The sequence below is a fragment of the Mycobacterium sp. E3251 genome (assembly GCF_001666835.1).
GTDB lineage: Bacteria > Actinomycetota > Actinomycetes > Mycobacteriales > Mycobacteriaceae > Mycobacterium.
The window spans coordinates 1-6,003 of sequence record NZ_LZJF01000100.1; the positions used below are offsets into that span (position 1 = coordinate 1).

Below are 6,003 nucleotides of genomic sequence, written 5' to 3' on the forward strand. Positions count from 1 at the left end.
CCCGGCTGGGCCTGGTCCGACGTCCTCGAGAGCTTCCGCGCCATCGAGACCGACCTGGACTTCAGTGGGCCGGCCCACGGCGACAGCGGTCCGATCCGGGTCCGTCGCACCCACGAAATGGCGGGAACCACCGAACGTTTCATCACCGCCGCGCAGCGCGCCGGTTTCGGCTGGATCGAAGATCTTAACGACTGTGGGCCGGAACCGGTTTCGGGGACGGGTGCCGTCCCGCTGAACATCGTCGACGGTGTGCGTACCGGATCCGGCGCGGGCTTCCTGTTGCCGGCACTGGGCCGGCCGAACCTGACCTTGCACTCCCGGACGCGCGTCGCGCGGTTGCGCTTCACCGGCACCACCGCCACGGGTGTCGACGCCGTCGGCCCGCACGGCCGGGTGACGCTGACCGCAGACCGGATCGTGTTGTGCGCCGGGGCCATCCAAACGGCGCAGCTGCTGATGCTCTCCGGCATCGGAGCCGAGGAGGGGCTGCGGGCCGTCGGCGTACCGGCGGTAAACCCGCTGCCGGTGGGCACGTCGTTCAGCGACCACCCCGAATGGGTGCTGCCCACCGACTGGACGGTGGCTCCCGGCCGGCCGGTGCTGGAAGTCGTGCTGAACACCGCCGATGGTCTCGAGATCAGGCCCTACACAGGCGGGTTCGTCGCGATGACCGGGGACGGCACCGCCGGTCATGCCGACTGGCCGCACATCGGGGTGGCGCTCATGCGGCCACGCGCACGCGGGCGTATCACGCTCGCGTCGGCGGATCCCGAGGCGGCGCCCTTAATCGAGCATCGTTACGACAGCGAGCCCGAGGACGTCGCGGCGCTACGCCAAGGCGCCGAATTGGCCCGCGAATTGGCGCGTACCGCAACACATGTCGGCGAGCCCGTATGGTCCACGTCGCAACACCTCTGCGGCACGGCGCCGATGGGCGCCGATACCGACCCACGGGCGGTCGTAGACCATCGCTGCCGGGTGCACGGCATCGACAACTTGTGGGTGATCGACGGCTCGGTCCTGCCCGCGATCACCAGCCGGGGGCCGCACGCCACCATCGTCATGATCGGTCATCGGGCCGCCGAATTCGTTCGGTGATGCGTGCGTGGGGGCGGGCCTCAACGGTGAGGCATGAGGCCCGCCCCGCGAGCGGCGAATGTTCATGCGGTCCACGTAGATGGCCACGGCAAGTGGCGGTGCGCGCGCAATTGATACGTCGCGCGACAATGCGTCGCAATATGCGTGGACTGCACGGTCGCCGTTCCATTGTTCGATTGCCCGTGCTTGTCTTTTGTCCGTTACCTCCCTTCGCCGTTGCGTGAAACCCGTCGGCAGGCCGGAGGCGAACGCTGCCGCGCCGGGCATACCGGCTCGACCACGCTGGTAACACCCATCAACACCACATCCACCTCGCCTCGCAGAGATGATCTGTAACTGTCGATATATATTTGGTGATACCAGAACCGGCAGACGTTTTCAAGCATTGAACCCGCTGTTGGACAACAGCATTGGACGAAAGGGCCGGTTCAGCGACGGCGGCTGGACAGCATCCCGCGCACCGGCCGAAGCTGCCGGCCGTCGCGGCTGGGCGCCCAAACCGCGATCAGCAGCGCGGCGGCGGCGACGATCACGGCCATCGTGATCGTCGATGCGTGCAAGGCCGCCAGGAACGCAACCTTGCTGATGTCCGCCAGCTGGCGGCCCTGGGGTCCCATCCGGCCCGCCACCTCGACGGCTTTGGCCAGCGAATCGGTGGCCGGCCCCCGGACCGGCTCGGGAAAGCCCGCCAACTTCGGGGCGAGCTCGTGCGAATAGCGGCCGGCCAGAATCGAACCGGCCACCGCGATTCCCAACGCGCCGCCCATTTCCCGGGACGTGTCGTTCACCGCGGAGGCGACACCCTGCTTCTCGTCGGGCACCGCCCCCATGATTGCCGACGTCGTCGGCGCCGTGCAGATTCCGATGCCGGTTGCCAATATCAGTGTGGGCCAGGCGAATTCCAGATATGAAGAGTGCAGGTTCAACCGGTACATGCACGCGAACCCGACCGCCATCAGCAGGGTGCCGATGAACAGCACGAGCCGCAGGCCCAGCTTGGGCACGTACCAGAACGATAGCGCCGAGAAAATGCCGAGCGGCACCATGAACGGGCCGAAGGAGATCGCCGTCGTCAGGGCCGAGTAGCCCATGATCTGTTGCACGTATTGCATGCCGATGTAGAAGAAACCGAACGTGGCGCCGAACAGGATGACGATCGCGGCGACACCGGTGGCGAAATTCGGGTCGGCGAACAACCGGACGTCGAGCAGCGGTTGCCTGTCGCGCCGGGCGAGGCGCAGCTCGACGGCACCGAACCCCGCCGCGAGCACCGCCCCCGCGACGAGCCCGCCCCAGACCAGGGGGTTGCTCCATCCGTGGGTCGGCGCCTCCAGGATCGCCGCCACGGCGATCGCCACCGCGGCACCGACCAGGATCGCGCCCAGCCCATCGATCCGGGGGGCGCCGCTGTCGCGCGACGAGGCGACGGTGCACGCCAGCGCGAAGATCACCAGACCGGCGACGCCCAGCGACCAGAAGATCGCGTGCCAGTCCCAAAAGCGAAGCAGCACGCCGGAACCGATCATGCCCAGCACGCCGCCGGATCCGGCGGTGCCCGCCCAGATCCCGACCGCCTTGGTGCGCTCGGCTTTTGGATAGGCCACGCTCAGCAGCGACAACGTCGCCGGCATCACGAAGGCGGCGCCGATTCCGGCCACCGCACGGCCGGCGATGATCTGCGCCGGGCTGTGCAGCATCGCCGGGGCCATCGAGCCGACCGAGAAGACCACCAAGCCGATCAGCAGGGCGCCGCGCCTGCCGTAGCGGTCGCCGATCGCGCCCGCGGGCAACAGCAGGCACGCCAGGGCCACGGTGTACCCATCGACGATCCAGTTCAGCTGCGACTGGGTGGCCGAGGTGGCCACCGCGAGGTCTCCCAGCGCGGTGTTCAGCGCCGTCATCGACGCGACAACGAGGGCGACTCCCATGCAGGCGACCGCCAGCGTCCAGTTTCGCGCTCGGGGACTATTGCCGATGCTGACTGCATCAGTACGCTGGTCAGGCCGGACCAGGGTTTCGACCATGCTGCGCCTCCTCACGGTGGCGTTGGGAAGTTTCGAGACCGATAGTCTTGTAGGTAGACCGATAGTCTCGTTCCCAAACAGGGAGGTGGGTCACATCACTGGCAGCACCAGCGACCCCCGCCCGGCGCGCTCGCGGGCGCGTTTACTCGAGGCCGCCGCCACGCTGCTGAGTTCCGGTGGTCCCAGCGCGGTGACCGTCGACGCGGTCACCCGCACGGCCAATGTGGCCAGAGCCACGTTGTATCGCCACTTCCCCAGCGGAAACGATTTGCTGGCAGCGGCTTTCAACAGCCTCATCCCGCCCTCGCCCACGCCGCCGGCCGAGGGTTCGCTGCGCGACCGCCTGGTGGCGGTGGTGCTGGCGCAGGCCGAGTCGGTGGCGCAGGCGCCGGCGCTGATGACGGCCATGTCGTGGTTGTCCATGGGTCGGGACCTGGACGAGATGCCGGAACCCCGCGACTGCGCCGTAAACAGCACGGCCATCACGACGCTGCGTGAACGCATCGCCCAGCAGTACGCCGCGCCGTTCGACGCCATCTTCGACAGCCCGGAGGCCGCCGAGCTCGGCGAGGTGGACCGCTCCCGGGCCATCGCACTGCTCATCGGCCCGCTGGTGCTGGGGCGCCTTTCCACCCTTCCCGACTTCGATTACCGCGAGTGCGCGCTCGCGGCGGTCGACGGTTTCCTCTATGTACAGCGCGCACACAGCCGGGCCGGCGCGGCGAGCGTCGAATCGGCGGGTGCCTGAGGCCGGCGACGGCCGCTGACCAGCGGGTTGACCGCCGGGCGGGGCCGCGCCCGTGGCGTTCGGCCGGGATTTGGCCAAACCCATGATCTAGGGCATACTGTTCAGGTTGCCTTGGGCCGGGTTTGCGCCTGGTCGGGCATACGACCAGCGCCCAAACGGGCGCGTCCGGTCCCATCCTTGGAGCGCGACAAATTTTGCCGCGGTCCAGGCTGCGTGAGGGTGACACACCCGACCGCGGGGGCCGGTGGACCACGACAGGTAAACAGCGGCGCAGTATCCGGCGCGACGCTCGATCGGCCCAGGGTTGGCCCGGGCTCGATGAGCGCGCTGGGAGCACCAGGTCCGGACACGGATTTTTGTAAGTTGGAGTGAGGGTAGGAGAAGCGTGGCGGGACAAAAGATCCGCATCAGGCTCAAGGCCTACGACCATGAGGCCATCGACGCATCGGCGCGCAAAATCGTCGAGACCGTCGTCCGCACGGGTGCCAGTGTCGTAGGTCCGGTGCCGCTGCCGACTGAGAAGAACGTGTATTGCGTCATCCGCTCTCCGCATAAGTACAAGGACTCGCGGGAGCACTTCGAGATGCGTACTCACAAGCGGTTGATCGACATCCTCGACCCGACGCCGAAGACGGTCGACGCGCTGATGCGCATCGACCTTCCGGCGAGTGTCGACGTCAACATCCAGTAGGGGCTTGGTGAACTCATGGCAAGAAAAGGCATTCTGGGTACCAAGCTGGGCATGACGCAGGTGTTCGACGAGAACAACCGGGTCGTCCCGGTGACGGTCGTCAAAGCGGGGCCCAACGTGGTCACCCGCATCCGCACACCCGAGCGCGACGGCTACAGCGCCGTCCAGCTGGCGTACGGCGAGATCAGCCCCCGCAAGGTGAACAAGCCGGTGACCGGTCAGTACAGCGCCGCGGGCGTGAACCCGCGTCGGCACCTGGCCGAATTGCGGCTGGACGACGAGGCCGCGACCAGCGAATACGAAGTCGGCCAGGAGCTGACGGCGGAGATCTTCGCCGACGGCGCCTATGTCGACGTGACCGGTACCTCCAAGGGCAAGGGCTTCGCCGGCACCATGAAGCGCCACGGCTTTCGCGGCCAGGGCGCCAGCCACGGTGCGCAGGCGGTGCACCGCCGTCCCGGTTCCATCGGCGGCTGCGCCACCCCCGCGCGCGTCTTCAAGGGCACCCGGATGGCCGGCCGGATGGGTAACGACCGGGTGACCGTGCAGAACCTGGTGGTGCACAAGGTTGATGCCGAGAACGGCGTGCTGCTGATCAAGGGTGCGGTCCCCGGCCGTACCGGTGGGCTCGTGGTGGTCCGCAGCGCGATCAAACGAGGTGAGAAGTAATGGCTCTCAAGATCGACGTCAAGACGCCCGACGGCAAGGTCGACGGCTCCGTCGAACTGCCGGCCGAGTTGTTCGACGCCCCGGCCAACATCGCGCTGATGCACCAGGTGGTCACCGCGCAGCGGGCGGCGGCGCGCCAGGGCACGCACTCGACCAAGACCCGCGGCGAAGTCAGCGGCGGTGGACGTAAGCCGTACCGGCAGAAGGGAACCGGTCGTGCCCGTCAGGGTTCGACGCGGGCCCCGCAGTTCACCGGTGGTGGCGTCGTGCACGGTCCCAAGCCGCGCGACTACGCCCAGCGCACCCCCAAGAAGATGATCGTCGCCGCGTTGCGCGGCGCGTTGTCGGACCGGGCGCGCAACGGCCGCATTCATGCGGTCACCGAGCTGGTGTCGGGCCAGACGCCGTCGACCAAGAACGCCAGGGCGTTCCTGGGCACGCTGACCGACCGCAAGAAGGTGCTGATCGTGATCGGCCGCAGCGACGAGGCCGGCGCCAAGAGCGTGCGCAACCTGCCCGGTGTGCACATCCTGACGCCCGACCAGCTCAACACCTATGACGTGCTGCGCTCCGACGACGTGGTGTTCAGCGTTGAGGCGCTCAACGCCTACATCAGTGCCCAGGCGGGCGCCGGCACCGCTAGCACCGAGGAGGTAACGGCGTAGATGGCGACCATCACCGACCCCCGCGACATCATCCTGGCCCCGGTCATCTCGGAAAAGTCCTACGGCCTCCTGGATGAGAACGTGTACACCTTTGTGGTGCACCCCGAT

6 protein-coding genes and 1 pseudogene are annotated in these 6,003 nt (G+C 67.8%); 6 read left to right on the forward strand and 1 reads right to left on the reverse strand.

The features are described 5' to 3' along the window. A partial coding sequence (mftG, locus tag A5697_RS12615) for a mycofactocin system GMC family oxidoreductase MftG (protein WP_068010706.1) occupies window positions 1–1,098 on the forward strand: 1,098 nt, incomplete at its 5' end. A gap of 428 nt (window positions 1,099–1,526) precedes the next feature. Here the strand turns inward: mftG and A5697_RS12620 are convergent. Continuing rightward, on the reverse strand, window positions 1,527–3,026 hold the full coding sequence (locus A5697_RS12620) for an MFS transporter (protein ID WP_369806111.1): 1,500 nt from the start codon (window positions 3,024–3,026) through the stop codon (window positions 1,527–1,529). 190 nt (window positions 3,027–3,216) lie between these two features. Between A5697_RS12620 and A5697_RS12625 the strand changes: the two genes are divergently transcribed. The 5 genes and pseudogenes from A5697_RS12625 to A5697_RS12645 all read left to right on the forward strand — a co-directional run. Next, the gene (locus A5697_RS12625) at window positions 3,217–3,870 is read left to right on the forward strand and encodes a TetR/AcrR family transcriptional regulator (protein WP_067948212.1); all 654 of its coding nucleotides are present in this window, start codon (window positions 3,217–3,219) and stop codon (window positions 3,868–3,870) included. 385 nt (window positions 3,871–4,255) lie between these two features. Then, entirely contained in the window at window positions 4,256–4,561 is a 306-nt protein-coding gene (gene rpsJ, locus A5697_RS12630) for a 30S ribosomal protein S10 (RefSeq protein ID WP_003873519.1), read from the forward strand. A 15-nt stretch (window positions 4,562–4,576) separates the two neighbouring features. Continuing rightward, a complete protein-coding gene (rplC, locus tag A5697_RS12635; protein WP_067211851.1) occupies window positions 4,577–5,230 on the forward strand; it encodes a 50S ribosomal protein L3 in 654 nt (217 codons plus the stop codon). After that, complete coding sequence (gene rplD / locus A5697_RS12640) at window positions 5,230–5,895, forward strand: 50S ribosomal protein L4 (RefSeq protein WP_067948210.1); 666 nt, start codon at window positions 5,230–5,232, stop codon at window positions 5,893–5,895. Before rplC ends, rplD begins: the two co-directional genes overlap by 1 nt. After that, window positions 5,896–6,003: pseudogene (locus A5697_RS12645) on the forward strand (50S ribosomal protein L23); the annotation flags it as partial.